This is a genomic window from Helicobacter himalayensis (genome assembly GCF_001602095.1).
GTDB lineage: Bacteria > Campylobacterota > Campylobacteria > Campylobacterales > Helicobacteraceae > Helicobacter_F > Helicobacter_F himalayensis.
On the sequence record NZ_CP014991.1, the window covers coordinates 615,665 to 639,025 of the forward strand.

16 protein-coding genes and 4 tRNA genes are annotated in these 23,361 nt (G+C 41.9%); 14 read left to right on the plus strand and 6 right to left on the minus strand.

The genetic code is table 11. The features are described 5' to 3' along the window. Positions 1–20: 20 nt before the first annotated feature. From A3217_RS09585 to A3217_RS02980, 3 genes are read left to right on the plus strand one after another with little or no spacing between them, the layout of a single operon-like run. On the plus strand, positions 21–2,033 hold the full coding sequence (locus A3217_RS09585; protein ID WP_066387752.1) for a methyl-accepting chemotaxis protein: 2,013 nt from the start codon (positions 21–23) through the stop codon (positions 2,031–2,033). Continuing rightward, entirely contained in the window at positions 2,017–4,086 is a 2,070-nt protein-coding gene (gene ciaB / locus A3217_RS02975; RefSeq protein ID WP_066387754.1) for an invasion protein CiaB, read from the plus strand. The genes A3217_RS09585 and ciaB overlap by 17 nt, the downstream gene beginning before the upstream one ends. A 52-nt stretch (positions 4,087–4,138) precedes the next feature. Beyond that, positions 4,139–4,894 (plus strand): SDR family NAD(P)-dependent oxidoreductase, encoded by a 756-nt coding sequence (locus A3217_RS02980; protein WP_066387756.1) that lies wholly within the window; start codon positions 4,139–4,141, stop codon positions 4,892–4,894. A gap of 71 nt (positions 4,895–4,965) precedes the next feature. Here the strand turns inward: A3217_RS02980 and A3217_RS02985 are convergent, their stop codons facing one another. Then, positions 4,966–6,039 carry a CapA family protein gene (locus A3217_RS02985; protein WP_066387759.1) on the minus strand — a complete coding sequence of 358 codons (1,074 nt, stop codon included), beginning with the start codon at positions 6,037–6,039 and terminating at the stop codon, positions 4,966–4,968. A gap of 104 nt (positions 6,040–6,143) precedes the next feature. On the opposite strand from A3217_RS02985, the gene A3217_RS02990 reads away from it, so the two are divergent. After that, on the plus strand, positions 6,144–7,427 hold the full coding sequence (locus A3217_RS02990; RefSeq protein ID WP_066387762.1) for a citrate synthase: 1,284 nt from the start codon (positions 6,144–6,146) through the stop codon (positions 7,425–7,427). Positions 7,428–7,575: 148 nt separating this feature from the next. Here the strand turns inward: A3217_RS02990 and A3217_RS02995 are convergent, their stop codons facing one another. Further along, the gene (locus A3217_RS02995; RefSeq protein WP_066387764.1) at positions 7,576–8,808 is read right to left on the minus strand and encodes an NAD(P)/FAD-dependent oxidoreductase; all 1,233 of its coding nucleotides are present in this window, start codon (positions 8,806–8,808) and stop codon (positions 7,576–7,578) included. A gap of 189 nt (positions 8,809–8,997) precedes the next feature. On the opposite strand from A3217_RS02995, the gene A3217_RS03000 reads away from it, so the two are divergent. The 6 genes from A3217_RS03000 to A3217_RS03025 all read left to right on the plus strand — a co-directional run bounded on the left by A3217_RS03000 (position 8,998) and on the right by A3217_RS03025 (position 16,945). Further along, positions 8,998–10,158 carry an acyltransferase family protein gene (locus A3217_RS03000; protein ID WP_066387768.1) on the plus strand — a complete coding sequence of 387 codons (1,161 nt, stop codon included), beginning with the start codon at positions 8,998–9,000 and terminating at the stop codon, positions 10,156–10,158. Between the two features lie 189 nt (positions 10,159–10,347). Next, positions 10,348–11,229 carry an alpha-1,2-fucosyltransferase gene (locus A3217_RS03005; RefSeq protein WP_066387769.1) on the plus strand — a complete coding sequence of 294 codons (882 nt, stop codon included), beginning with the start codon at positions 10,348–10,350 and terminating at the stop codon, positions 11,227–11,229. Positions 11,230–11,300: 71 nt separating this feature from the next. Next, on the plus strand, positions 11,301–12,314 hold the full coding sequence (locus A3217_RS03010; protein WP_082807857.1) for a phenylalanine--tRNA ligase subunit alpha: 1,014 nt from the start codon (positions 11,301–11,303) through the stop codon (positions 12,312–12,314). Continuing rightward, positions 12,315–14,744, plus strand: a complete 2,430-nt coding sequence (gene pheT, locus A3217_RS03015) for a phenylalanine--tRNA ligase subunit beta (RefSeq protein WP_066387772.1) — start codon at positions 12,315–12,317, stop codon at positions 14,742–14,744. A 16-nt stretch (positions 14,745–14,760) separates the two neighbouring features. Then, a complete protein-coding gene (gene aroA, locus A3217_RS03020) occupies positions 14,761–16,071 on the plus strand; it encodes a 3-phosphoshikimate 1-carboxyvinyltransferase (protein WP_066387774.1) in 1,311 nt (436 codons plus the stop codon). Between the two features lie 49 nt (positions 16,072–16,120). Next, the gene (locus tag A3217_RS03025; RefSeq protein WP_066387780.1) at positions 16,121–16,945 is read left to right on the plus strand and encodes a 4-hydroxy-3-methylbut-2-enyl diphosphate reductase; all 825 of its coding nucleotides are present in this window, start codon (positions 16,121–16,123) and stop codon (positions 16,943–16,945) included. 156 nt (positions 16,946–17,101) lie between these two features. Here the strand turns inward: A3217_RS03025 and A3217_RS03030 are convergent. From A3217_RS03030 to A3217_RS03045, 4 genes are all read right to left on the minus strand, one after another. Next, positions 17,102–17,189, minus strand: a tRNA-Ser gene (locus tag A3217_RS03030). A gap of 35 nt (positions 17,190–17,224) precedes the next feature. After that, positions 17,225–17,298: transfer RNA gene (locus tag A3217_RS03035), tRNA-Cys, on the minus strand. 56 nt (positions 17,299–17,354) lie between these two features. Beyond that, positions 17,355–17,442 (minus strand) — tRNA-Leu (locus tag A3217_RS03040). Positions 17,443–17,485: 43 nt separating this feature from the next. Beyond that, a tRNA-Gly gene (locus A3217_RS03045) sits at positions 17,486–17,560 on the minus strand. A 219-nt stretch (positions 17,561–17,779) separates the two neighbouring features. Here A3217_RS03045 and A3217_RS03050 point away from each other — a divergent pair. The 4 genes from A3217_RS03050 to A3217_RS03065 all read left to right on the plus strand — a co-directional run bounded on the left by A3217_RS03050 (position 17,780) and on the right by A3217_RS03065 (position 23,361). Then, complete coding sequence (locus A3217_RS03050) at positions 17,780–18,922, plus strand: succinyldiaminopimelate transaminase (RefSeq protein ID WP_066389701.1); 1,143 nt, start codon at positions 17,780–17,782, stop codon at positions 18,920–18,922. A 71-nt stretch (positions 18,923–18,993) separates the two neighbouring features. Further along, positions 18,994–20,301 carry a UDP-N-acetylmuramate--L-alanine ligase gene (gene murC, locus A3217_RS03055; protein ID WP_066387782.1) on the plus strand — a complete coding sequence of 436 codons (1,308 nt, stop codon included), beginning with the start codon at positions 18,994–18,996 and terminating at the stop codon, positions 20,299–20,301. Positions 20,302–20,385: 84 nt separating this feature from the next. Then, complete coding sequence (locus A3217_RS03060) at positions 20,386–21,807, plus strand: acetyl-CoA carboxylase subunit A (protein WP_066387788.1); 1,422 nt, start codon at positions 20,386–20,388, stop codon at positions 21,805–21,807. A gap of 72 nt (positions 21,808–21,879) precedes the next feature. Further along, positions 21,880–23,361, plus strand: coding sequence for a bifunctional ADP-dependent NAD(P)H-hydrate dehydratase/NAD(P)H-hydrate epimerase (locus tag A3217_RS03065; RefSeq protein WP_066387791.1), 1,482 nt, complete (start codon positions 21,880–21,882; stop codon positions 23,359–23,361).

Sequence of the window (23,361 nt, forward strand, 5' to 3'; positions counted from 1 at the left end):
GACTGCGTGAGGAGGGGGATATGTCTTTAATGCATAATTTTTCACTTAGTAACTTTAAAGTGCGCACAAAAATGCTTATGCTTATGCTTATTCCGCTTGGGACGCTGATTTTTTTCTCGTTCGTCATTCTTACTGATAGATATAAGGCACTCACAGACGCTTCGCGTTTAAATGATGGCATCGTGCTTGCAAGCAAGGTTTCGCAGCTTATCCACGAATTGCAAAAAGAGCGCGGGGCGAGTGCGGGCTATCTTGGCGCGCGTAATGATGTGTTTAAGCAAAAACTAGAGCAACAGCGGACTTTGAGTGATTCTGAAATCAAGAATCTTAAAGACTATTTGCAAAGTTTTGATTTAGGCGCTTATCCGCTGGATTTGAGTAAAAGCATAAACACCTTTACCCAAAAGCTTGGTGAAATCTCCCAAACACGCGCAGGTGTAGATAACGCAAGTATGAAAGTTGGTGATGTGATAGCATATTATACGCAGAGCATTGAATTTGGATTTGTGATATTTGATGATGTGGCAAATACAAACTCAAATAAAATTGCAAAGTCCTTGCGTGCGTATATTGATTTCCTAAATATGAAAGAAAACGCCGGGCGGGAGCGTGCGATACTTTCAAATACCTTTGGTGCGGATAAATTTGCGCAGGGCAATTATGAAAAATTTATTTTGATTATGGGCGCACAAGAGATTTATTTGAGAGATTTTAAAGTCTATGCTTCGCAAAAAGCACTTGAACTTTATGAAAAAACCTCCAAAGATTCCAGCTTTGCAGAAGTGGATAGAATGCATGAAGTTGCGATTATAAAATCGCGCGATGGCGGGTTTGGCGTTGATAGCGGATATTGGTTTAATACGATTACAAGGAAAATTGATTTATTTAAAGAAATCGAAGATAACTTAAAACAAGATTTAATCGCACAGGTAGAATCTGAAGAATCTACCAACGCCTTTTCGTTTTGGTTTATGCTAGGCGTTACAATTTTTGTGGTGATACTCACTTTTTTCGTGGGTTCATTTGTGATTAGAAATCTTGTATCGCGCGTAGGCGATATGCAGGGTTATTTATTTAACTTGGAGAAAAATAAAGATATGAGCGTAATGCCAAAGCTTGCAAAAAGTGATAAAGATGAGGTTGGGAGCATTTTTAGCGTAATTATTAGCTTTCTTGGTTCTATTGCGCAGATTTTCCGCACGCTTGGCGCACAAAGCAAGCAAAATGTGCAGATTTCAAAAGATTTGCTTCATACTTCAAGTGGGGTGCTTTCCCACACGCAAGAGGGCTTTAGACTTTCTGAAGAGACAAATAAGATTGGCGCACGCGTGGAAGATTCTCTGCGTAAAAATGTCGAAAAAATCTCTGAAGCAATGAGTGATATAGCGCAGGCAAGGGAGCAGCTGGGCGTAACTTCTAATGTGATACAAAATTTCTCGCAGACTATCACAAATGACGCACAAAATCAGCAAGACCTCGTGCAGACAATGCACACGCTCACGCAGGAAGCACAAAATGTCAAAGGTGTGCTAGGTATCATTAACGATATTGCTAATCAAACAAACTTACTCGCTTTAAACGCAGCCATTGAGGCAGCGCGCGCAGGTGAGCACGGCAGAGGCTTTGCAGTCGTGGCTGATGAGGTGAGAAAATTGGCTGAACGCACACAAAAATCTTTGAGTGAAATTGATGTAACATTAAATACTATCGCGCAGAGCATTAATGAAGTGCATGCGGAGATAGAGCATAACGCACAAAATTTCCAAACTTTTATGGAGGATTCTCAAAAAATTGAAGAATCTATCCAAAGTGTGGTGGAAAAAATCGAGATTGTAAATTCGCTCGCTACGGATATAATTTCCAGCTCAAAAGCCCTTGATGAGGACACAAGCCTACTTTTGGAGAATAACAAAACGTTAAGTGTTAATCTGCAAAAAATTGCTCAAGAAATGGATAAAATCTCAAATGTCGCAAACGAGCTAGATTCTAAAACTATCGAGGTTGAAAGCAAGATTAATGAGTTTAAATTTTAAAAAAGATATAGAGCGTGTTTTTGTCCTGTGGCAAGAGGCGCAAGAGGAGCTTTTTGAGTTTTACAAAGTGCTAGAAATTTGTGAAGATACGGAATCTAAGCATAAGCCAGCACTGCAAGAAAAGCACGAGATTTTGAAAAATCTTTGCGCGGAGTTAGAAATCGCGCCAGAAAAGAAGCATTTTGTTGCGTTGGTTGAACGAATCGTGATGTTGCGCGAAGATTCTATTTTAGAAGTGCTAAAAGCTTGCGGCAAAGATGAAAGCATAATCGCGGAAAAAAGGGAATTCCTCATTGCTTTTGTGGCTAGATTCTACGAAAAACTTCAAGCACATTTGCTTGAACACATTACAAAAGAAAATCTTTTAACGCCATTTTTTAGGGAGATTTTGCGCGGTGTGTATGAAGTGGGGCAGTGTATGAATACCTTTTTCATCGCGTGGGATAGGCGCTTGATACAAGGCATTAATAAAATTTTGGCGCAAAACTTTAGCTTACAAGAGGCAGTGGCATTTTTAGAGCCGACAATGGAGCGTGATAAATTTAACCAAAACGCGCAAAGGTGTTATTCCCTGCCGTATGAAAGCACACTGCATTTAAATGAAATTGTAGATTCTAAGCCAAAAAGCGTGCCTTATGCGCGTGCTTTTCCAAAAGAGATTGGCGCGATTGCAGGGGCTTTGAAAAAACTTTTGCAAAATTTGCAGGCATTGGAAGAGGATAATTTTTTTGCAAAAGATTCTTATATCGCGTATTTTAATGCGCTTAAAAATGCCTTTGCGTGCGAAGATTCTGCGAAATTAATAGAGCGTTGGCAGGAAGTGGATTGTGCGTGGATGCAAATAAGCGAGCCTTTACAGGTGGGACATCCGCTTGAGTATTATGAGGATATTTATCGTCACGCAGTGGCGCCGGAGTGGGATTTACGTCTTGTGGTGGAGCAAAACCTAAGCGCGCCATATTCTTTTGATATCAAGCAGGGTGTGCGCTCTTGTTTTGAATTTTTGAGCACGTATTTGGGCGGAGATTCCAAAATGTACGCGTTTGTGAAGCATAGTATTGAAAAAAGTATGTATTTTCCCTCTATTCCTCTTTTGTTTTTTGGCGCGGAGAATAATGGACAATTTAGCGCGCAGGTGGTGCCAAACGATGAATTTGTCAGCAAAAAAGAAGGTAAAAAAATCTTTGCTTTTCCACAAAAAATTATCGCTCACGCGCGCGCAAAGCCAAAAATGCGCTTGAGCTATGAATTTTTTGCAAAAAGTTTTTTAGAATCTGCGCGCAAAATTTTGTTCCAAAATCCCGCGCTTTGGCATAGTGTGTATGAGCTTAGCACGAATGGACACGAGTTTGGGCACATTTTGTGGATTGATGAAAATACGGAATCTACGATGAATGCAAGCGGGGAGTTTAAAAATATCGAGGAGTTTAAGGCTACAAGTGGCGGGATTATGGCATATTTGCTGTGCCATTCCCCGATACAAGAGGAACTTAAGGGGTTTTTAGCAGAATCTACAAACCTTAATAACCAAAAAACATCAAATATGCACGCGAGCGCAAGCGAAGTGGAGCCGAAGCGGGATTTATTCCCGCAAGGCGATACATTTGAAGGAATAGAATCTTTCATTGCAAATACACTTAAAAAAACAAACAAAAAGAGTTTGCAAGTTTGGGAGGCGTTTTTTAGTGATTGTGTAAGGCGCGCGGTGGGGCTTATGGCATGGAGGGAAAATCTTGAAGTGCGCCCATACTACTGCGAGGGGCTTATCCATTTGTGTGGAATGTTTGAATCTGGCGTGCTTAGGTTTGACAAAACACGCGAGTTTGGCAAATTGCGTGTGTATAAGTCAAAATATGGTGCGCTTAGCCTTTGGTATGTACGCACATATTTGAGCCTCGCGCGTCATTATCAAACAAAGGGCGATGCAAAAGTGTGGCTAGAACGTTATTGTGAGGAATATATCCCCAAAAAGCGTGAGGTAAGAGAGTTTGTGGAGCATTATTGGGAACGTTATTTGGTTGTTGGCAGGGAAATTTATAGGGAGTGCGATTGATGAGATGACAAGTTCTTTGCGAATTGCATAGAATAAAATTAAAGGAGAAAGTATGCCTACAATGTGTGTTACGGGGGCGAGTTCTGGGTTTGGGCGTGAGATTGCGCGTGTATTTTTGGCAAAGGGCTATAAGGTTATTGCCATAGCGCGCAGGAAAGAGCGTTTGGAGGAATTACGCAAGGAGTTTGGCGTGCGCGTTTTTGTGCTAAGTCTTGATGTGCGCGATAAAAAGAGCGTTTTTAGCGCGATAGATTCTCTGCCTAGCGAGTTTAGAGACATTAATATTTTGGTAAATAACGCAGGGCTAGCACTAGGGCAGGTGGAGTTTGACAAGTTAAGCGTTGAAGATATTGATACGATGGTGGATACAAATATCAAGGGCTTTTTGTATATCGCGCGTGCGGTTATTCCGCTACTTAGGGTGCAAAAAGGTGCGCATATTTTTAATATCGGCTCGGTCGCGGCGCGTAACCCTTACTTTGGTGGGAATGTGTATTGTGGGACTAAGGCGTTTGTGGCGCAGTTTTCCATTGCGCTTAGAAATGACTTGCGTGGAAGCAATATAAAGGTGACAAATATCGCGCCGGGCTTGTGCAAGACAGAGTTTAGCGAAGTGCGCTTTAAGGGCGATAAGGCGCGCGCGGATTCTTTGTATGAGGGGACGAAGTTTATTAGCGCGCAGGATTTGAGCGAGGTGCTTTGCGCACTTGTGAGCTTGCCAGAGCATATCAATATCAATGAAATCGAACTAATGCCTGTAACGCAGACTTGGGCAGGATTTCATATAGAAAAATTATCAGAATCTTAAAAGTGCAAAAATTGTTCTCTTGGCATAATTATTTTTTATCGCGCCGCTCTTTTTTACATTGTCATCATCATTCACTCTAACACCGCGCCACTTTGGAGAATCTCCATATATTGCGCTTGCAAGGCTTTGTAATTGGGCAAAATATTTTCATTTAAGAGCGAAAAGGGATAAAGCACAAACTCGCGCCAATTGTCTGATTTGGTATAAATAAGCTCGGCGTGGATATCGCTAAAAGTGATTTTTTGCTTAGAATCCTTATGGGCTTTCAAGCTTACTAGTGCGCCAATTTTGGTGCTTATGTCCTTTTGCCCGGAGAGAAAATTCCCTAGAGAGTAAATCACAAGCGTGTCATCGATTTTTTCAATTGTTTGTAGGACATGCGGATGCGTGCCAATGATGAGATTTACGCCCTGTTTGCTTAAAAAGCGCGCAAGCTCGCGTTGTTCTTTGTTTGGCACAAACTCATATTCCACACCCCAATGCATTGAGACAATCAGCAAATCCACTTTTTTCCGCACCTGTGCAATGTCGCGCTTTAACATCTCTTTGGTATAGACATTTACAAGATATTCTTTGCCTTGTGGTAGGGGGATTCCATTCGTGCCATAGGTGTAGGCAAGGAGTGCATATTTGATACCATTTTTTTCACGCACCTCTATTTTTGCACGAGAATCTGCACTTTCAAAGCTTCCTGCTGTGAGCAAATCTTTATTTTCTGCGCGTTTTTTATTCCAATATTCTAGCATTGCGCGGACGCCTTTTTCACCCCTATCAAGCGTGTGATTATTTGCTAAACTCACAAGATTAAATCCAAGATTAAGCATACAATCCCCAAATTCCTGCGGGGAATTAAAAGTTGGATAGCTACTTAGCCCAAGATTTTCACCCCCCAAAATCGTTTCTTGATTATAAAAACGTAAGTCATAGTCTTCCACCAAAGGCGCGATATGTTGTAGCATTGGCGCAAAATCAAAATTTTTAGAATCTGTGCTCTTTTGCGCCACCGCGCGCGCGTCCTCATACACGCTTTTATGCAAAAGCGCATCGCCAACCATCACAATACTTATTTCGCTAGATTCTCTCTCTTGCGCCCGCGTTACGCCAAAAGCTATAATACATACTAAAAACACTCTAAAAAGTTTCATTGTTTCTCCTTGAAATTTTAAAAAGTATAGTTAAAAATTCTTTAACCTTTTATTTATGAAATTATGCAACACTTTAAGCAGTCTTAAAATTAAGGAGGGTAAAGATGGGAACTATCACTTTGACAAATAACCAAACCAATGAGAGTTTTGAGTTTGAGCTTATCGAATGTAATCGCGGACCTCAGGCGGTGGATTTTTCAAAGCTTTTTGAACGTACAAATATTTTTAGCTACGATCCGGGCTATGGAAGCACAGCGGGCTGTAAAAGCACGATTAGCTATATTGATGGGAAAAATGGCGTGCTTTTGTATAAGGGGATTCCTATTGAAGAGCTGGTGGAAAAACACTGCTTTACCGATGTTTGCAAGTTGCTTATTGCGGATTCTCTGCCAAAAAATGAAACAGAATCTAAAGAATTTGATTTAGAATTGCGCCATCGTAGCTTTTTGCACGAAGGGCTTATAAATATCTTTAGCGCATTTCCTGATAATGCTCACCCAATGGCTAATCTAAGTTCTGCTGTGGCGGCACTTTCAACCTTCTATGTGAATTACAAAGATAGCGAGGATAGCGAAGATTATCAAGTGATGGCAAATAGAATCATCGCTAAGATTCCCACACTTGTGGCATTTTCTTATCGTAATTCTGTGGGCGCGCCTTTTATTTACCCTGATATTGAGCGCTCTTATGTGGAAAATTTTCTTTATATGTTGCGCGCCTATCCGCATAATCGCTTGAAAAATAGCCTAAGCGGCGAACAAGAGATTACCCCGCTTGAAGTGGAAGCGATGGATAAGATTTTCACACTTCACGCAGATCACGGGCAAAATGCCTCTACAACCACCGTGCGCAATGTCGCATCCACGGGTGCGCACCCTTATGCAGCGATTTCTGCTGGGATTAACGCATTGTGGGGTGCTGCACATGGTGGGGCGAATGAAAAAGTGCTTGTACAACTTAATGAAATTGGCGATGTAAAAAATGTCGCAAAATTTGTCGAGCGTGCAAAAGATAAGAGCGATCCATTTAGGCTTATGGGTTTTGGGCATCGCGTGTATAAGAGCTACGATCCACGCGCAAAGACTATCAAGGCGCTGAAAAATGAGCTTGACAAAAAAGGCATAAGAATGGATCATCGCCTAAGCGATATCGCTGAAAGACTTGAAGAAGTGGCTTTGAGTGATGATTATTTCAAAGAGCGCGGATTGTATCCAAATGTGGATTTTTACAGCGGAATTATTTTGAGTGCGCTTAAAATCCCTGTCTCGCTTTTTACGCCGATTTTTGTTATCGGTAGAATGCCGGGCTGGTGCGCGCAACTCATCGAGCATATCAAAGATCCAACCACGAGAATCACCCGTCCAAGGCAAGTGTATATCGGTGAATAATCCTTGCAAATAATTTTTGTTAAAAGTTAGAATCTTGCTTGAAGGTGAGTGTTTTTAGAGCAAGATTCTAGCCCTTTTTAGTGTGCTAGATTTTCTTTTAAAAGTATGGGAGAAAAAGCTTTTTTGCGATGATTGTTTGCACGGGATTTTAATTGCTCGTGCGGTAGCGGAATTGTCCTTTGCGTAAAACCATGCTTAAGCCACCAATACTTAAAAGCCAGCGGTTTTCAATGGTATTTTTCATAAATGCCGCGATCTCTCCGCGCAAATGCTTGCCAAACACTACGCCCACGCCATCTGTATGCCCGATACTGCAAATTGTCCCACGATGGATAAAATTAAAATCCTCTTTTATCTCCCTGCCTTTAACAATGCTAGCCAAAATCTTTGCCACATAATCGCCCATTTGCGCGGATAGCTGCGCGGTTGGTGCGTGTATCACATCTTTTGAGCTAGCCTTAGCACAATCGCCCACGACAAAAATCTCTGGATACTCAAAACAGCGCAATTTAGAATCCACCTCAATGCGCCCACGCGTATTTTTGAGTGCGGAATTTTGCACAATATCGCTACCGCGCACACCTGCGCCCCATAAAATTGTGTTTCCTCTAATCTCTTGTTGCGCACCATCTTTTTCAATCACCACGCCGTTAGCCTTGCATTCCACAACTTCCGCGCCTGTTATAAACTCTACGCCAAGCTTTGTGAGCTTTTTTACAGCCGCTTCGGATAAGCTTTTGTCAAAAATGGGTAGAATCTGCCCGCTACGCCCGATACACACAACTTTTGGAATCTTAGGATTGATACCACAAATTTCGCATAAATCCCCTAGTTGTGTCGCTAGCTCTGCGGCAAATTCAATACTTGTAAATCCCGTGCCACACACAATTACACGCAAATCATTTTGATCTTGAGTGAGCGCGTAGTCTTTAAATTTGTTTTCGATATTTTTTGTGAGTTTGAGCGCGGCATTGAGCGAAGAGAGTTTATAGGCGTATTTATCCACGCCTTTGATACCAAAAGTTTCGGGCTTAAAGCCTAGCGCTATCACCAAATAATCATACTGATACCCGCTACGTCTGCAAATGACTTGCTTTTTGTCAGGGTGGATTTCTAGCACTTTATCTTTGATAAAGGTGACTTTTGAAAGATTAAGAATCTTGCGGTAGTAGATTCTGGCTTTGCGCGCGCTAAGCGTGCCGATAGCGACTTTGTGTAAAAGTGTGGTTTGATAGTGGTAGTCGTGTTTGCTTATAAGAGTGATTTCTGCTTGATTTTCTTCTAATATGCTTTGCAAGCCAAGTGCTACCTTTAGCCCACCATAGCCACCGCCCAAGATAAGGATTTTTGGGATTCTGTGTTGTGATTTTTGCTCCTCCATAAAGTTCCTCCTTGTGTTGTAAAAAAAGCAATTAATCGCGTAGATAATAAAGCATTTTTACCAACAAATAGAACAAAAAAGTTAAATTATTTTTTACCTAAGCAGAAATGTAAAGCCAAGAGCCTTTAAGTGCAAAATACGCGCTTTCAATGTAAAATGCGATTTTTAAAAAATTCCAAAGGAGTGAAAATGCAGTTGCAGGGGCATAAAGATGTTGTGTATTTAGCGAGTTTAGATTCTTTTCGTGGGATTGGTGCATTTTGCGTTGTGGTATATCATCTTTTTGTGGTGGGTGGTTTTAGTGAATGGGCTTTTTTCCGCAATAGTCATTTGTTTGTTCCGCTCTTTTTTGTGCTAAGTGGCTTTATAATCCCCTATGTGTATGATAGAAATAATTTTAGTTTTGCTAAATTTATGCGCACGCGATTTTTCCGCATTATACCGCTGCATTGGCTTATGCTACTTACTTTTATTTTGCTAGAGTTTGGGAATCTTTTTGTATTTCATTTTTTACACATACAACTAAAAAATGAGCCTTTTACGGATACCAAAGCATTAAGTGAGTTGGTCCCAAATTTTTTACTTTTGCAGTCGTGGTTGCCTTTCACAGAATCTTTATCTTTCAATGGTCCAAGCTGGAGTTTAAGCGTGGAGTGGTATGCGTATGTCTTTTTTGGGTTTTGTATGTTTTTGCCAAAGGTATTGCGTTATGGGATTTTTTGTGCGATTGTAGTGGGTTATTATGCAGGTGCATTGGAGTTTTTGCGTTATGAGGCAAGGGAAGGGTTGCTGTATTTTGCAGGCGGAGTGTTGAGTTATTTTATTTTTACCCAGATTCTAAAAATGCGTATTTTTCTGCAAAAATGGTGCAAAAGTGCGTGTGTGGGATTTGGCATATTAGAGATTGCTGTTGTGGTATTTGCTGGTATTATAGTTGGCTTTGGCATGCGTAATTTAGCGCTTTTAAGTTTTTCATTACTCATTCTTACTTTTGCGCTTTCAAATTATAGAAATGCTCTAGCTTGTGGGGGGGGGGCAATAGATAGATTTTTATGCTTAAAGCCCTTTAGATATTTAGGTAAAATTTCTTACACAATCTACATAACACATTTTTTTCTCATAAGCGTTATGAAAGCTCTTAGCGCGCTTTTATCTAAAAAACTCAATTTTTATCAAATGATACCTATGGCTTCCGGAGACGGTGATACGAAGCTTTATATTGATTTTGGAAGTAGCCTTTTGGCGAATATTTATCTTGCGCTTAATATTATTTTGGTGTTGCTTTTGGCGGATTTTTTGTATCGCGTGGTTGAAAAGCCATGTATCAATTTTGGCAAGCGTAAAACCTAATTTAAAGTTTAGTGCGTTACAATGAAAGTCAAAAATATATAATCTTTTATAGAAATATCTTGTATAAAAAAACTCAAGGTTGAGACATAATGATTGTGAGATTACAAGGTGGATTGGGAAATCAACTCTTTCAATATGCTTTTGCACTAAGATTAACTGAGTTTGGTTATGATGTGGCTTTGGACGCGATTGAATATAATTGTAGTTTATTTGCCCCCCCCCCCCTTATTAAGCCAAACAAAAGATGCAAGAGAGCTAGAGTTAAGATTTTTTAATATCTCGTTGCCTATTTTAAATTTTTCACCACAACCTTTAAATGCGCGTAATTTTTTATTTTATAAAGTGTTTTCTCATAGACTTATAGATAAATTGCATTTGCGCCGTTACTATGATAAGTTTTTTTGCATCAATGAATCTCGCAGTATAAAACAAAAGATTCTAAATAATCACCATTTTTCCAATCAAGCTTATTTTGTTGGGTTTTTTGCCGATCCTGATTTTTTTCATACATTTCGCAGTAGTCTTTTAAACGAATTTACTTTAAAAATCGCGCCAAGCAGAGAAAACAAAGCTATCAAAGAACATATTTTAAATGCACACAATGCAACTTTTTTGCACATAAGGCGTGGAGATTTTTTGCAAGATAAGCATTGGAAATATGTAAAACTTGGTAAGGCGTATTATGAGGGAGCTTTAAAGGCACTAAAAGCGCGCCTTAAGAGAGCTACAATTTTTGTTTTTAGCAATGATATTGTGTGGTGCAAGAAATATTTTTTGGGATTTTTGTCCTCAGAGGTTAAAAAAGATTTGGAATTTGTTTTTGTAGATAACAACACCGAAGCACACGCATGCTTTGAATTAGACCTTATGCGCAGCGCACAGCACGCTATTATGGCAAATTCTACTTTTAGCTGGTGGGCGGCTTATTTGATAGAAAATATTCAAAAGGTGGTTATTATGCCGAGTGCTTTTAACTATAATCCACAATTGCAGTCAAAGAGATTGCAGCTCAAGAATTATGTAAAGATTGATTATATTTGGGGTGGTGATATAAGGCAAGTACTTTATTGAAACCTAAATTTAAATTTTAGTATGTTACAATGCGCGCCTTTTAGTTGTATTTTTATTTAAAAAAGGCGGAAGTGTTGGAAAAATTAGAGCAAATAAAAGGAAAGATTGCTAAAGGCTTTGAGGAAATCAAGAATCTTGAGGCGTTAGAAAATCTGCGTATTGAGATTATGGGGAAAAAGGGTGAGCTTACTGCGCTTTTTAGTAGCCTTAAGGCTTTAGGTGAAGAGGAAAAAAAGGCTTTTGCAAAAGAGCTAAATTCTGTGCGTTCAGAGTTTGAATCTAAGCTAGATTCTCTTAAGGCTAAACTTTCACAAGAGGAGCTTGGCAGAAAATTACGGAAAGAATATCTTGACACCTCGCTTTTTACTGCCTTGAAGCCAAAAAGTCTCGGACACCCGGTAAATCAGGTAATGGAGCGTATTATCGAGTATTTTACTTGTATTAATTTTTCTATCCAAAGCGGACCTTTAGTAGAAGATGATTTTCATAATTTTGAAGCGCTCAATCTGCCTAAATTCCACCCCGCACGCGATATGCAAGATACATTTTATTTCAAAGATCTTGCGCTTTTACGCACGCACACTTCCCCCGTGCAAATCCGCACTATGCAAAAATCTTCAATCCCAATCCGCATCATCGCACCGGGTGCTGTGTTTAGGCGCGATTATGACTTGACGCATTCACCGATGTTCCATCAAGTAGAAGGGCTTGTCGTGGATCAAGCGGGCAAGGTGAGCTTTGCAAACCTTAAATACATTTTAGAGGATTTTTTGCGCGCAATGTTTGGTGATGTGAAAGTGCGCTTCCGCTCAAGCTTTTTTCCATTCACAGAGCCAAGTGCGGAGGTGGATATAAGCTGTGTGTTTTGTGGAGGTGTAGGCTGTCGCGTTTGCTCGCATACAGGCTGGCTTGAGGTGCTGGGCTGTGGAGTTGTAGATGAGAATGTCTTTAAAGCCGTGGGGTATGAAAATGTGAGCGGTTATGCCTTTGGGCTTGGGGTTGAGCGTTTTGCGATGCTTATACACAGGGTGAATGATTTGCGGAGCTTTTTTGAGACTGATTTGCGTGTATTGGAGCAATTTTAGATGATTATTACAAAAAAATTATTATCTCGTTTTGTGGATATGAGTGGGGTTTCGTGTGAGTGCTTATGTGAGCGTTTGAATAGCATCGGACTAGAGGTTGAAAGCGTTAAGATTCTCAATATTCCCAAAAAAGTCGTGGTTGGTAAAGTCTTGTCAAAAAGACCACATCCTGATGCGGATAAACTTAGCGTGTGCGAGGTAAATGTCGGCTCTGGAGTTTTGCAGATTGTATGTGGGGCAAAAAATGTAGCAAAGGATCAATTTGTCGCAGTTGCGCTTATTGGCGCACTTTTGCCAAAGGCAAATGGCGAGATTCTTGAGAAAAGTATTTTGCGCGGTGTGGAAAGTCAAGGAATGCTATGCTCTAGCACTGAGCTTGGCTTACCTGCGGTGAATGAAGGTATCATGGTGCTTGATAAAAGCGCAGGCAAACTTGTGCTAGGAAGCGAAGTAGCGGATTTGGCGCTTTTTGATGATTATGTTATTGAACTCTCCATCACGCCAAACCGCGGGGATTGCTTGAGTGTGTTAGGCGTTGCGCGCGATATTTCTGCGTGCTTTGATTTACGCTTAAAGCCAATTAATGACATCGATAATATCTTAGCCTTAGGGCTTGGGCGCGTGCTAGGTGTGAGTGTGGAAAACAAGCTTTATTCCTGCCTTTTGTATCGCATTGCCGAGGTTAAGGAAATGAGCCTCCCGCTTAATATCGCGCTTACTCTCGCGCTCAATGGGACGCTAAAAGCTGATGTTGTGCAAAATTTCTTAGAATATGGCACTTATATGACGGGTGTAATTTTAAATGCTTATCGTTTAGAAGAAATGCGCACATATAGAAAAAGAGATGAAGATTCTAATTCTTTGGAAGTGCGGCTCAGTATTAAAAAAGATGCTCAAGGTGTGGAAGTTGTGAGTGTGCAAGAAAAGATTCTCTCTTTCATTGGCATTAAGCATTTGGATACAAAATTCCAAACAAAATCAGAAGTTATCATTATAGAAGCAAGCTTTGTCTCGCCGAAGGTAATTTCAGAGATTGTGTTTGACAAAAAGCTTGAAGTGTGTGAAGAGGTGTTTTACCGCTCAAGTCGTGGGAGCAATCCAAACCTAGAGCAGGGAATGAACTTTTTATGCCAAAGTATGTTGGAATCTAGCGATGTGCTTATTTACTCTGGCACGCATAATGTCGAGCAATACACCCAAGAAACAAAGATTAAGACGACTTTTGCGGCTATTAGCGAGATTATCGGTAATGTGCTAAGCAAGGAAGAGATGACAGAGATTTTGAAGCGTTTGAAGTTTGAAATCGATGTGACCTGCGATGAAAATTTTTTTATGGTGACTGTGCCAAACTATCGCCACGATGTTAGCAATATCGGGGATTTGACGGAGGAGATTTTACGCATTAGAGGTATAGATTCTGTTGTTTCAAAACCGCTTGAATTTAGCGAATGTGTGCAACGTAGCACACATTACTTGCAGTATAAAAAAAGGCGTGAAATTGCGCACGCGCTTTTGGCTAATGGGCTTAATGAGTGCATACACTATGTGTTTGCAAGCTCAAATGAGCTTGCGCGTTTAGGCTTTGTGGAGGTGGATTTTGAACTTGGGCTTTTAAATCCTATTGCCTCTGAACTTGATACCTTGCGCACAAGCCTAATCCCTGCAATGCTTGCAAGTAGCGAGCGTAACACAAACTTTGGCTACAAAGCCATAGGGCTTTTTGAAATTGGCAGTGTGTATGACGCAAAAAGGACAGAATCCACGCGCTTATGCGTGTTTGTAAGCGAAATGGCAAAGGCTGAGTGCTTCCCACACACAAAGGGCGTGAAATGGGATTTTTACAGCTTTGCAAGCCTCATAAGCAATGCTATTGGTGCATTTAGCTTGCAAAATGCCTCACAGCATAATGCAAAAGAATTTGCGTCTTTTGGCTTTAAGATAGAATCTAGCACGCAGCAAGCAGATACTCAAAAAAATGACGCGTTTTTAGCATTCCCAGAGCTTTTGCACCCATATCAATGTGGCTTTGTGTATCAAAATGGCGTGTGCGTGGGCTTTATCGCAAAGCTTAATCCGCACTTTGGGAATGGCTTTGTATGTGAAATCGCGCTTGAAAGCTTGCAAAATACACTTCCACAAATGCAGGAATTTTCAAGATTCCAGAAATCCCAGCGTGATTTAACACTTTTGCTAGATTCTAAAGTGGAGTTTTACAAAATCCGTCAAGTGCTTGAAAACGCGCAGATTCCAAACCTTGAAAGTGTGTATCCAATGGATATTTTTGCAGAATCTACCGATAAAATCGCGCTTTCCTTGCGTCTTGTTTTACGCTCCTTGCACACCACGCTTGAGGATAAGGACTTGCAAGAGGCTAGCAAGCGTGTTTTAGAGGTGCTTGAGCAGAACTTCAATGCTAAGCTAAAAATGTGATATTAAAAGGATTGGTATGCGTGTAACAAGTATTGCGCCGGCTCAAAAATTTTCCCTAGAAATTGCAGATATTGCTAGTGATAAATCACTTTCTCATCGTTGTGCGATTTTTGCGCTTTTAAGCAAAGGCGCTTGTGAGGTGAAAAACTATCTTTTAGCTGAGGATACATTAGATTCCCTTAATATTGCTAAAAATTTAGGCTTGCAAGTGGAACAAAAGGATATTGGGCATTTTGTATTCACGCCCCCAAGCGCAATAGTTGAGCCAAGCGATGTGCTAAATTGTGGCAATGCAGGCACGGCGATGCGCCTTTATACCGGGCTTTTGGCGGGTGTTGAAGGGTATTTTGTGTTAAGTGGAGATAAGTATTTAAACGCACGCCCAATGAAGCGCGTCATTGCTCCACTTAGTGCTATTGGCGCACAAATTTATGCGCGAGCGCAAAATACTTTAGCACCGCTAAGCATTGTTGGTAGGCAGCTAGAGGGTTTTTGCTATGAAAGCTTAATTTCTAGTGCGCAGGTAAAAAGCGCGATGATTCTTGCAGGGCTTAGTGCGAATGCGCCGTGTCATTTTAGTGAGCCACTTTTGAGCCGCGATCACACGGAGAGAATGTTAGGGGCTATGGGTGTTAAATTTGATACAAAAACCGCACAAGATGGAAAAGTGATGATTGATTTCAATCCTTTAGCAAAAGGGCAGAGATTAGAATCTTTTAATTTTGAAGTGCCAAGTGACCCTTCAAGTGCATTTTATTTCGCTCTGGCGGCGTGTGTGATGGATTGTGAAGTGGTGTTAAAAAATGTCCTTCTCAATCCTACACGAATTCAAGCTTTTGAAGTCCTGCGTGAGATGGGCGCGCAAATCACCTATCGCAAAAAACAAAGCAGCTTAGAAGATGTGGGTGATATTGAAGTTAAGGCTGCTAGTTTGCGTGCAGTGCGTGTAAGCGAGCATATTTCTTGGCTTATTGACGAGATTCCAGCGCTTAGTATTGCTTTTGCCTTAGCGCAGGGGAAAAGCGAGGTGCGCAATGCAAAAGAATTGCGCGTTAAAGAATCTGATAGAATCTCGTGCGTAGTGCAGGGCTTGCGTGCGATGGGGATAGAGTGCGAAGAGTTTGAAGATGGCTTTAGTGTGCAGGGTGGGAGTTTAAAGCCAGCGCGTATAAATTCTTTTGGTGACCATCGCATTGCGATGAGCTTTGCGATTGCCTGTCTTGTGTGCGGTGGGGAGATTGAAGATAGCGCGTGCATTGATGTGTCGTTTCCTAATTTTTTAGAGCTTTTAGGCAGGATTGCTCGCGTAGATTCTCATAATATTTAAGAGCTAGAAACAAGCTGATAAGGAAACAGAGAAAACAAGGAGAATATGTATGCAAGTCAAACTCGCGCAAAATTATGGCTTTTGCTTTGGTGTGAAGCGCGCGATAAAAATCGCCCAAGACCATAAAGATTCTATAACCTTAGGACCGCTTATTCACAACGCTAAGGAGATTAGCAGGCTCAAGCGAGATTTTAATGTCGATACAAGTGAGACTTTAGAGAATCTGCAAAAAGGCAGACAGCTCATCGTCCGCACGCATGGGATTCCCAAAAATGATTTAAAAAAGTTGCAAAACCAGCAATTTGATATTATTGACGCCACGTGCCCTTATGTGCGTAAGCCACAAATGATAGTTGAGGAGATGAGCAAGGAGGGCTATGATATTATCGTTTTTGGTGATAAAGAGCACCCCGAAGTCAAGGGTGTGGTGAGCTATGCGGAAAATGGCGCGAATGTAGTTGCGAACTTTGAGGAATTACAGAATCTGTGTTTGGGAAAGAAAATCACGCTTATTTCTCAAACAACAAAACAACCTGAAGTGTTTGCAAAGATTGCTGGGTATTTGAGCGTGCATTGTGCTGAAGTGCGGGTGTTTAATACTATTTGTAATGCGACCTTTGATAACCAGAGTGCGGCAGATACTCTAAGCAAGGAAGTTGATATTATGATAATTGTTGGCGGAAAAAACTCTTCAAACACAAAGCAGCTTTTTATGATTTGCAAAAATAACTGCGCACATAGCTATTTGGTCGAAGATGAAAGTGAGCTAGAGTGCGCGTGGTTTGAGGGTAAAAAAATATGTGGCATCACAGCGGGTGCGAGCACACCAGACTGGATTATCCAAAAAGTGCAAGAAAAGGTGCTTGCGTATTGAAAATATTTTAAATAAGGTGCAAAACCTACAAAAAATCAAGCAACTTAATAATTTTTTTTCTTAATAAGCTATTTTTTTATGGGTAGTTTTGTTTTCCAGTATCTTGGATTATTGTTATTTTTACGTGGTATGGGGAAACCTAATGATTTCAACGAGTGGCCGGGAGAGAGGGATTCGAACCCCCGGAAGCTTGCACTTCAACGGTTTTCAAGACCGCCGCTTTCGACCACTCAGCCATCTCCCGACTTTGTATTTTGCAGATTGTGTAAATTGATATTTTGGAGGCGACACCCAGATTCGAACTGGGGATCAAGGCTTTGCAGGCCCGTGCCTTACCACTTGGCTATGTCGCCATTTTTCTAAAATCCACCTGTAAAATCCGCAATTACTGCAAGTTTAGAATCACGGGTGGTGCCCGAGGCCGGACTTGAACCGGCACAGACGCAATGTCCGAGGGATTTTAAGTCCCTTGTGTCTACCAATTTCACCACCCGGGCTAAATATCATAATCTTACAAAGTAGCTTTGGAATCTAAAAAAATGGAGCGGGAAACGGGGATCGAACCCGCGGCCCCAACCTTGGCAAGGTTGTGCTCTACCACTGAGCTATTCCCGCAATTACCTAGAATCTACATTTTCAAATACAAGATTTTAAAAGTGCAACCACAAGAAACTAGAAAGTCGAAATTCTAGCAATGTTTTGCTGAAAAATCAAGCCCAAAAACGCAAAATTACTAAAAAGCCTTATTTTTTTGGTTATAATTCACCGCTTAAAAACCCAAAACATCAAGCTTTAACCAAAAATCAAAAATATCAAACTTTTAAGGAATCTGCGATGCTGACGCAATTTCAAAGCTACCCATTCCAAAAGCTTAGTGCCCTGCTTGAGGGTTTAGATGCGCCACAAGGAAAACTCTATCTTAGCATAGGCGAGCCGCAATTCCCCACACCGCAAAACATTCTAGATTCTCTCACGCAAAATGCCAGCCTTCTTAATAAATACCCAAAATCCAACGGCGAGGACTTTTTGCGCACCGCACAGCTAGGATTTATCAAAGAGCGTTTTGCGCTTGAGTTAGAATCTACGCAGATTCTCCCCACTTTTGGCACGCGCGAGGTGCTTTTTAATTTCCCGCAATTTTATCTTTTTGGCAAATCTATGCCTACCATCGCTTATCCTAACCCTTTTTATCAAATCTATGAGGGTGCGGCGATTGCTTCAAATGCGCGCATTGTGCTAATGGAGCTGCGCAAGCAAAATGCCTTTAAGCCCACACTTACAAAAGCGCAGTTGCAAGAAGTTGATTTGGTGATTCTCAATTCGCCAAATAACCCAACAGGCGCGACTTTAAGCCTTGATGAGTTGGCGGAATGGGTGCGCTTAGCGCAAGAATATAATTTCGTGATTCTAAGCGATGAGTGTTATAGTGAAATTTATGCCAAAGAGCCACCAGCAAGCATTTTGCAAGCGTGCATAAAAGCGGGCAATCATAGCTTTAGCCAAATTTTAGCACTCAATTCTATCTCGAAGCGCTCAAACGCGCCGGGTTTGCGTAGCGGATTTATTGCGGGTGATGCGCAGATTCTCAAAGCTTACAGCCTGTATCGCACTTATGTGGGTTGCGCGAACCCGCTTCCTTTGCAAAAAGCCGCAGCCATAGCGTGGCAGGATTTTTCCGCGCCCGAGCATTCTCGCGCCATTTACGCGCAGAATCTTTCCCTTGCCCAAGAGTTTTTCCCGCAGGCTCAAATTGCACCTTATAGTTTTTATCTGTGGCTTGAAGTTGGCGAGGATACGGAGTTTTGCAAATATCTTTACACGCAAGAAGGCGTCGTTGTTTTGCCCGGAAGTTTTCTAGGGCGCAATGACGCAGGAAAGGGCTTTGTGCGTATCGCGCTTGTGTATGAAAGTGCAATTATCAAAGACGCGCTCAAACGCATAAAATCCGCACTTGCAAGATTTGAAGGCACGCAATAAGCACACGCAGCAATATAAAAACACACAAAAACATAGCGCGTGAAGCGCAATTTTCATAAAGGAAGGAAAAGTTGAGAATCCATTTTATCGGTATTGGTGGCATTGGCATTTCAGGTTTGGCACGCTTTTTATTAGCGCAAGGCGCGGAGATTAGCGGTAGCGATATTGCAGAATCTAGCAGTGTAAAAATGCTTAAAAAGCTCGGTGTCCCTATTACAATCCCGCACAGCAGGGAATGTATCACCAACCAAGATTTAGTCATTCACTCTGCTATCATCAAGCCCGATAATATCGAGATTCTGCGCGCGCGCGAGCTTGGGATTGAGGTGTTTTCCCGCGCGCAAGCCTTAGAGTTTATTCTCAAGGACAAGCGCGTTTTTAGCGTGTGTGGCGCACATGGCAAAAGCACCACAAGTGCTATGCTTGCAAGCATTTTCCCCGATTTTGGTGCAATCATCGGCGCAGATTCTAAAGAATTTGGCTCAAATGTCCGCGCATTAGCGTGTGAAAGTCTCATTTTTGAAGCTGATGAATCTGACAAGAGCTTTTTAAACTCAAATCCCTACTACGCGATAATCCCAAATGCCGAACCCGAGCATATGGAGACTTATAACAATGACTTGGAAGAATTTTACTCTGCTTACCGCGCATTTTTACACAAGGCAAAAAAGCGCGTGGTGAGCAATTCTGATGCATTTTTGGCAAATTGTAATTTGCCTTGCGTGCGTTTAGACCCAGCCAAAGATATTACAGACATTAGCTATTTTTTGAGAGACAACGAGCCCTGCACGCGCTTTAAACTCCGTGATTTTGGCGAGTTTGAGGTCTATGGTTTTGGTGAGCATATCGCGTTAAATGCTTCTTTGGCGATTCTCTGCGCGCTTGATTTTGGGAAAGGTGCAGAGGAGATACGGCACAATTTAGCGCAGTTTAGAGGCATTAAAAAGCGCTTTGATATTCTCACGCACGGGGATTGTGTCATCATTGATGACTACGCTCATCATCCAACTGAAATCACCGCCACGCTCAAAAGCGTGCAAATTTACAAGAATCTAAGCGGGCAAAACTATGTGAGCGTGATTTTCCAACCGCACAAATACTCACGCCTTTTGCATAATTTAGAATCTTTCAAACGTTGTTTTGATGGGCTTTGCGATGAGTTGGTGATTTTACCCATTTGGCGCGCTGGAGAAGAGCCACTTGATATTGACTTGCGCAAGGAGTTCGCGCATTTAAACCCACTTTTTGCAAGCCATATCAAACGCGATGGAGATTCTTTATTGCTTTTTGATAAGGAATGCGTGCTAAAGCGCCTAGATTCTGGCATTATCATCGGACTTGGTGCAGGCGACATCACCTACCAACTTCGCACACAATAAATAAATCCCCAGCGAAACTTAAATTAAGTAAAAACCTGCTACAATCACCCCCACGCGAGCTAAAAACAAAAATAAGGGAATCTTATGCTTACAAAAATTCTGATTGCTAATCGTGGCGAAATCGCAGTGCGCATAATTCGCGCGTGTAGGGACTTACACATACAAAGTGTGGCGATTTACTCACGCGCGGATAAAGATTCTATGCATGTCAAAATGGCTGATGAATCTTATGAGATAAGCGATGATCCACTGCGTGGCTATTTAGATTCTGATTTAATCGTGGAGGCGGCGTTAAAACTTGGCGTAGATGCGATACATCCGGGTTATGGATTTTTAAGCGAGAATGCCACATTTGCTAAAAAAGTGCAAGATGCCGGGATTATTTGGATAGGACCTAATAGCGAAGTTATCGCCAAAATGGGTGATAAAAACCAAGCACGCGCAATTATGCAAAAACACGGAATCCCAGTCGTGCCCGGCACCGAGCCACTTAACGAACTGAGTATCGAGGAAATCTCTAAAATTGCACAAAAAATCGGCTATCCTGTGATTTTAAAAGCAAGTGCTGGTGGCGGAGGCAGAGGCATACGCGTGGTGGAGAAAGAAAGTGAGCTTGCAGAATCTTTTAATGCGTGCAAGCGCGAGGCAATGGCGTTTTTCAAAAATGATGATGTTTTTATGGAAAAATACATTACAAACCCCCGCCACATTGAGTTTCAGATACTTGCAGATAATTATGGCAATACAATCCACCTTTTGGAACGTGATTGCTCTATTCAGCGTCGCCATCAAAAACTCATAGAAATCGCGCCAAGCCCGCTTATAAGCGAGGATTTGCGTCGCAGAATGGGCGCTACTGCTGTGGCTGCTGCAAAAGCTGTGGGCTACACAAATGCCGGAACCGTGGAATTTTTACTCGATGATTTCAATCGCTTTTATTTTATGGAGATGAATACGCGCATACAGGTTGAGCACGGCGTGACAGAGGAGATTACAGGGCTTGATTTGGTAGGAAGGCAGATTCGCGTGGCAGGCGGGGAGATTTTGGATTTAAACCAAAGCGATATTCACGCGCAGGGCTACGCGATTGAAGCGCGCATTAATGCTGAAGATGTCTCAAATGACTTCGTGCCAAATCCGGGCAAAATAACGACTTATTACCCTGCACTTGGTCCTTTCGTGCGTGTGGATAGTTGTATTTACAAGGATTATGTAATTCCGCCTTTTTATGACTCTATGATTGCAAAGCTCATCGTGCGCGCTTCAAGCTACGACCTTGCGGTAAATAAGCTCGCGCGTGCATTGCAGGAATTTACCATTCGCGGGGTGAAAACAACAATCCCGTTTTTGAAAAATATTTGCCACGACAAAGATTTCCGTCGAGGGGATTTTGACACTTCATTTTTGGAACAAAAAATCACTTCTCTAATCCCAGAATCTAGCGAAAACTCCGATGATTTAGTCGCCGCCATAGCTACGGCAATCGCTGTGAGATGTGGCGCGTAGGCAAATAGACAGAACAAAGAAAAGGAATCTTTTTTTTGGTTAATATATTTTTATTATACATTAGGAGTATTGATGCAGAATGTCTATGAGAGCGTGAGTGCGCTTGATAGGCGCGTATGTGAGAAGTTTGAGCTAAGCGCGCAGATTTTGGTAGAAAATGCTGCAAACGCGATACTGGAGCTTATTAAGCAAAAAGCACATAAAAAAAGTGTGGTAACTATTATTTGCGGGAGTGGTGATAATGGTGCAGATGGCTACGCGCTCGCAAGGAAGCTAAGCGGAAGCTATCGCGTGAGAATCTATCAGGCAAAAGAGCCAAAGACGCCACTTTGCGTGGAAATGCACCAAAAAGCGCGCTTGGTTGAAGAAATACGATTTATTAGCAAACTTACGCCTTGTGATGTTGTGGTAGATTGTCTTTTTGGGAGCGGACTTAAGGGGCGTGTGGATTCTAGTTTAAATGAGATTATTGTGCAAAGTAATCTCATCGCAAGGCTCAATATCGCGTGTGATGTTCCCAGCGGGCTTTTGGGTGAAGGCGAAATCACGCCAAAAGAAGCACAACTCTTTGAAACTACGGATTCTGTTAATGACACGCAAGCCATTTTCAAAGCACATTACACAATGTGTATGGGTGCGCTTAAAAGCACGCTTCTAAGCGATGAGGCAAAAGACTATGTGGGGGAAATCATCGTAGCAGAGCTTGGGGTTTCAAGGCAAAATTACGAAATTGCCTCATCTCTCAAGCTCCTTGAAACAAGCGATATGTGCCTACCAACGCGGGAAAATCAAAACGCGCATAAGGGGAGTTTTGGGCATTTGTGCGTTTTTATGGGAAATAAAAGCGGTGCGGGTGCGCTAAGTGCGCAGGCAGGGTTTGCCTTTGGTGCGGGATTAGTAAGCGTGGTGGATAAGCGCTCGCTTGATAGGGGTGAATTGCCTTTAGAGCTTATGAAAGTGCGCGCAATCCCACAAAATGTCAGCGCATACGCGCTTGGTATGGGGCTAGGCGAGTTTAGCCCAAAGGTGCTAAATGAGTTGGCGCAACGGAGTGAACCTTGCGTAATTGATGCGGACGCATTGCATTGTAAAGAAATACTTGAAGTTTTAGAGTATAAAAGTTTGCTAGATTCCACGCCGCGTGAAATCGTGCTAACACCGCACCCAAAGGAATTTAGCGCGCTTTTAGAAATTTGTGGCTTTGGGCGCGTGGGTGCGCTTAAATGGCAGGATAAAATGCGCCTTGCTATGGAATTTAGCGCGAAATTTCCACATACTACACTTTTGCTCAAAGGCGCAACCACCATCATTGCGAAAAATCAAAAGCTATTTTTTAACACATTGGGAAGTGTCGCATTGGCAAAAGGCGGAAGTGGCGATGTGCTAGCAGGTATGATTGGTGCGCTTTTAGCACAGGGCTATGATGGACTAAAAGCCACAATTAGTGCGAGCTTAGCTCACGCACTTGCTGGAGGCTTAGAATCCTGCACCTATGCGCTCACACCACAAAAAATCATCGCAAATCTTGCGAAACTAGAAACACTACATTTATAA

Excerpts from the sequence above, each read along its gene's own strand:
- A3217_RS03050 (WP_066389701.1), top strand. The coding sequence starts at position 17,780 with ATGCTGACGCAATTTCAAAGCTACCCATTCCAAAAGCTTAGTGCCCTG.
- A3217_RS02985 (WP_066387759.1), bottom strand. The coding sequence starts at position 6,039 with ATGAAACTTTTTAGAGTGTTTTTAGTATGTATTATAGCTTTTGGCGTA.
- A3217_RS02995 (WP_066387764.1), bottom strand. The coding sequence starts at position 8,808 with ATGGAGGAGCAAAAATCACAACACAGAATCCCAAAAATCCTTATCTTG.
- pheT (WP_066387772.1), top strand. The coding sequence starts at position 12,315 with ATGATTATTACAAAAAAATTATTATCTCGTTTTGTGGATATGAGTGGG.
- ciaB (WP_066387754.1), top strand. The coding sequence starts at position 2,017 with ATGAGTTTAAATTTTAAAAAAGATATAGAGCGTGTTTTTGTCCTGTGG.
- A3217_RS03025 (WP_066387780.1), top strand. The coding sequence starts at position 16,121 with ATGCAAGTCAAACTCGCGCAAAATTATGGCTTTTGCTTTGGTGTGAAG.
- A3217_RS03060 (WP_066387788.1), top strand. The coding sequence starts at position 20,386 with ATGCTTACAAAAATTCTGATTGCTAATCGTGGCGAAATCGCAGTGCGC.
- A3217_RS09585 (WP_066387752.1), top strand. The coding sequence starts at position 21 with ATGTCTTTAATGCATAATTTTTCACTTAGTAACTTTAAAGTGCGCACA.
- A3217_RS03065 (WP_066387791.1), top strand. The coding sequence starts at position 21,880 with ATGCAGAATGTCTATGAGAGCGTGAGTGCGCTTGATAGGCGCGTATGT.
- A3217_RS03000 (WP_066387768.1), top strand. The coding sequence starts at position 8,998 with ATGCAGTTGCAGGGGCATAAAGATGTTGTGTATTTAGCGAGTTTAGAT.
- aroA (WP_066387774.1), top strand. The coding sequence starts at position 14,761 with ATGCGTGTAACAAGTATTGCGCCGGCTCAAAAATTTTCCCTAGAAATT.
- A3217_RS02980 (WP_066387756.1), top strand. The coding sequence starts at position 4,139 with ATGCCTACAATGTGTGTTACGGGGGCGAGTTCTGGGTTTGGGCGTGAG.
- A3217_RS02990 (WP_066387762.1), top strand. The coding sequence starts at position 6,144 with ATGGGAACTATCACTTTGACAAATAACCAAACCAATGAGAGTTTTGAG.